The sequence below is a fragment of the Frankia sp. CcWB3 genome (genome assembly GCF_977927595.1).
The window spans coordinates 1325-6216 of record NZ_CDWRCK010000155.1; the positions used below are offsets into that span (position 1 = coordinate 1325).

General features: G+C 67.0%; 2 protein-coding genes. One reads left to right on the forward strand and one right to left on the reverse strand.

All coding sequences use genetic code 11. From position 1 onward, the window contains the following. Positions 1-365: 365 nt before the first annotated feature. Complete coding sequence (locus ACY5KJ_RS12915) at positions 366-2819, reverse strand: ATP-binding protein (protein ID WP_462203437.1); 2454 nt, start codon at positions 2817-2819, stop codon at positions 366-368. A gap of 471 nt (positions 2820-3290) precedes the next feature. On the opposite strand from ACY5KJ_RS12915, the gene ACY5KJ_RS12920 reads away from it, so the two are divergent. Next, on the forward strand, positions 3291-4892 hold a 1602-nt coding region (locus ACY5KJ_RS12920), incomplete at its 3' end, for an NAD(P)/FAD-dependent oxidoreductase (protein ID WP_462188360.1).

Here is a 4892-nt window from a genome sequence, read left to right on the forward strand (position 1 = left end):
GGGACGCCGCCTGGGACGCCGCGCGGCAGCGACTCACGCCCAGCGTCGCCGAGTTGCAGACGTCGGCGATCGCACTGTTCGGCCGCATGATCCGACCGAGGTGACCTCATGACCGGCCACCGTCACGACCGAGCGTCTCGCCGCCGCCATTCTCGCTGCCGAGGAGATCAGCGTTCCTCACGGTCAGCCCAGCAGGCGGAAAACCTCCACCTGGACCTCGACTAGGTTGTCACGTTCCACATGAGATGGACACGACCGGGCTGGGTGCCCTCTGTACCCGGGGACGGTAGTGGCAGGCCAGCACGACGACCTCCGCCCGCTCGAGGTCGATGATCTACAGTCGCCAGCGAAGTCGCTGCCCGTAACTACCCGTGAGGTTGTACGCCTACAGAATCTCCACCTACAGAATCTCCATGAGGATGCGGGGGCGGGGTAGGGGCGATCCGCTCACGCTCGCCAACATGTCGCTGCGGCTCACACGTACGTTCCTGGAGGCTCCTGCTGCTGTCCTTTACCCACGCGATGATCTGGGCCCGTGAGGTGAAACCGAGCTTGCCGAGAATGCGCTCGACGTGACCTTCCGCCGTGCGCTGGGCGATCACCAGGTAGCTCGCGATCTCCTTGTTGCTCAGGCCGCGGGCGACGAGGTCCGCCACCTGACGCTCCCGGAGAGTCAGGGGCACCTCCGGCTCGCCGGCGGGAACGACGGGGTGGGCGACAGGAGTCCCGGTGCCCTGGGTAGCCGCGGCGACGGCCTCGTCCAGGTCGAGTTCCGCGCCCTGCGCCAGGGCGCGTTCGAGCTTCCGTTGACCTAGGACGCGTCGCAGGGACGCCTCGCATCGGTGGTGGAACGGGGCGAGCCCGAAGGCGGCGATCGACGCCCCGGTCTCACGCCAGATCCGCCCGGCCGCGCCGAGCAGGACCGCGGACTCGTGGTGCCGGCCGGCCGAGGCCATGACCCACGCCTGCTGCTCCAGCGCGACAGCGATGCCGGCATGGTCGTGGAACGCGTATTTCAGGGAGATGGCCGCGGCATGGTGCTCCATCGCCTGCTCCAACTCGCCTAGCTGCCAGGCCGCCAGACCGAGGCCGCACAGAGCGAACGAGCGGAAGCAGTATTCACCGAAGCGCTCGGTCAACGCCACGCATTCCGCGAAGACGATCGCCGCCGCGTCCTGTTCCTCGCGGATTCCGTGGGCCAGCCCGAGATAGAGCAGTGATTGGGCGAGGCCGAACGGCTCGTCGAGGTCAGCGAACCGGCGGCGGGCGTCCTGACTGCGCTCCACCGCCGCCGGCCTGTCCCCGCTGATGGCGGCGAGCCTGCCCTCGACGCAGGCGATGCGTGCGAGCACCCGCTGGTCGTGCAGCCTAGCGGCCAGATCGCGAGCCTCGGCCAGCAGTGACGCCGCCGCGGTGATGTCGCCCTGGAGGGACGCGGCGTGGGCGGCCGATTGCAGACCGATGGCCCGGATCCCGTCCGGCTCCGTGGCCTTGCTCAGCCCCCGATCAAACCAGAAACGCGCCTCGCTGAGCAGCCCGATGGCGGCCCAGTATTGCCACAGGGCCACCATGATGGACAGAGCGGTCTCCGCCAGGCCCGGTGTAGTGAGGCAGAAGTCCAGCGCAACCCGTAGGTTCGCTTGCTCGCTCCGGATCCGCCTGATCCAGTCCAGTTGGGCCGGGCTGCACCACTGAGCGTCGGCGAGGGCCGCCATCCGGCGGTAGTAGGCGAGATGCCGACGGCGCACGTCCTGCTCCCGACCGGACTCGCGCAGGCGGTCCTGGCCGTACTGGCGAATGGTGTCCAGCATCCGGAACCGGACCGTCCCCTCGTCGTCGTCACGGACCAGAATCGACTTGTCAACCAGCCCGCTCAGCACGTCCAGCACGACTGCCGGCGGGCACCTGGCACCCCCCACCTGCTCAGCCGCCTCCAACGTGAACCCGTCGGCGAACACCGACAGGCACGCCCACATCTGCTGCTCGTCGGGATTGCACAGGCCGAAGCTCCAGTCGATCAGCGCGCGCAGGGTCTGCTGGCGGCGGGGCCCGACTCTGTTGCCTCGCGTCAACAGGCTGTAGCGGTTGTCGAGCCGATCGAGGATCTGCTCCAGGGACAGCGTCCGGAGCCAAGCAGCCGCCAGTTCGATCGCCAGCGGGATGCCATCCAGGCGATGGCACAGCAACGCGACGGTCCGCCAGTTGCCCTCGTCGAGGCTGAATTCCCCGAGCACCGCTGCCGCGCGTTCCGCCAGCAGGCTCACCGCCTCGTACTGGACGAGCCCGCCAGCCAAGGCGGACTGGTCCGCGCCCGGGGCCGGCACCGGGGGCACCCTCAGCGGGGGCACCCCCAGCACCCGTTCCCCGGCCACCCCGAGCAGGTGGCGGCTGGTTGCGATGACCCGCAGGCCCGGGCCCGCGCGCAGCAGGGTGTCGACGAGCCGGGCACACGCGTCCACGAGGTGCTCGCAGTTGTCGAGCACGAGCAGGATCCTGCGCGGAGCAAGGTGCGCGGCGAGCGTCGCCGCGGTCCATCGCCCGGAGAGGCGCTGCAGGCCCATCGCCTCGGCGACCGCGTCGGCGACCAGTGACGGGTCGTCGAGGTCGGCCAACTCGGCGATCCAGACACCGTCGGGGAACGCGCGCTGCCGGTCCGCCGCGAGCCGAAGGGCGAGGCGGGTCTTCCCGACCCCCCCGGGCCCGGTCAGCGTGAGCAACCGGGCGCCGGACAGCAACCGCAATGCCTCTGCCAGCTCCCGTCTGCGACCGACGAAGCTGGTCAGTTCCGCCGGCAGGTTCGACCTTCCACGTCCGGACACATACAACACCGTCCCGCTACCTGCGGGGGGACACAACTGGGGCGGACAGGTAGTGAAACAGGTAGTTCTCCCGTCCCCGCACGCCGGTCCGTCGCTCAGGCTGTGCCAATGCCGAGAACGCAGACTGCACTGCCGGCAGCCTTGGGATGCCAGGCGCCGGAGCCGCGGCGACTGGCGCGGTACCCCAGCCTGATCATGGCGCTGCCCCCGCAGCCGACGTCAGCGCGGGCAGCCCGCCGGTTCGTGTGGGACGCACTGAGTGGAGGGAGATGTCCACCTCGTCGAGCCCACTGAGCTGCTGGTGAGCGAGCTGGCCAACACAAGCCCCTTGATATCGTCGATACCAGCCCTGTGCACTTATGACGAAGTAAATTTCATGCGAGACCAAGCATGCGAGACCAAGTGCGAAAATCCAGCCGGCAGACGAGGCCGACCCGCACCCCCCTGCAACTTCGACAAATCCCTGATTTGATGACCAACGAGAAAGCCCATTCAATGGGGGGCGTGCCGACGATTCGGCGGACGACCTCCGAAACTGATGTCGTGGTAGTCGGTGCCGGCATCGTAGGCCTGGCGAACGCCCTTCAGCTTGCCAAACGAGGCCTGCGAGTAACGCTGATCGACAACCTTCGCGACAAGAAACACAGCTACAAGGTCGGAGAGTCGTTCCTAGGCTTCACAAGTGCTTTTCTCCGCACTGTGGGCGAGCTGGACAAATTCATCACCGAGAAATCATTCGCGAAACTCGGTGTATGGTTCTCCCACGGCACGGAGAACAGATCAGACTTCCGCGACGCCACCGAGTGGGCCATCAATGCCGACCCGAATCCGCCGCACTATCTCTACGATCTTGCGCCCGACAAGAAGTGGTTCCGCTGCATGTTCCTCGACATGCAGATCGTCCGCCCCGAAGCGGAGGATGCGATGTGCGCGGCCGTCCGACGGCGTGCTGGAATAACTTTCGTCGACACCGCCCGAGTGAGCGACATACAGATCTCCCCGGGAGCGGACTGGCATCAGGTGGAATGGCTTAACGGCACAACCGGAAACAGTAACATCATCCGGGCGCGCTGGGGCGTCGACTGTTCTGGGCGCAACCGGTTGTTGGCCCGTGGCCGCGGACATGCCGCGGAGCGGCGGGAGCTGACTGACGGATTTCAGACGACGGCCGTCTGGGGCCAGTTCGAGGGCGTGACCGACGGTCTGTTCGGTGACGAGTGGACGCATACCTTCCCTAACGGCCGCAATACGCAACGCGACCTGTACACCGTACATTTGTGGGGGGGCGGTTACTGGATCTGGGTCATCCGGCTCTCGAAGGACCGGATCAGCGTCGGTGCGACTTTCGACCAGCGGTCGGCGCCACCCGGCCGAACTCCGCAGGAGCAGTTCTGGAATCTCATCCGGCGGCACCCCGTCCTCGACAAGGTAATCGCACCGGAGTCGCTCCTTGAGTTCCGGACCTACCGCAACGTCCAGCACTGGACCGACACGTTCGTCAGCCCGCAGCGATATGCAATGGTAGGCGACGCGGGCAGCATCATCGACGCCTACTACAGCCAGGGAATCGCGCTGGCCCTGGTGACCAGTTGGCATCTCGCCAACATTGTCCAGGACGACGTCCGCTCCGGGCACCTGGACCGGGCGTATATCGAGCGGGTGAACCGAGCCACTCGCCAGGACTGGCACATGCTGCGCGCGATGGTCCGTGAAAAGTACACTGCCGCGATCGCGGACCCTCGCTTCTTCGTGTTGTCCCACGTGCTCGACATGATGGTCTTCTGGTCGGTGGGCAGCACCCGTTCAGCGATCACCCGATGGCTCGTCGACACCGAGGGCGACACCACTCGGGAGACCCCGAAGCACCGCCGCGTCCGGCGGCGTCTCCAATCCACGCTGTTCTACTCCCGGGCCCCGCTGTGGCGGTGGTTGCCGCCGGAAACCGTGCATTGGATACAGAGCCGGCTACAGGCCAACCTCGCTGCCCGCGCACGCTGGCGGCTGGATCACGGTGTCAAGCTACCAACGGTCCGTAGCGTCCAGAACGTCACCGCGCCGCTGCCTAAGGGGACG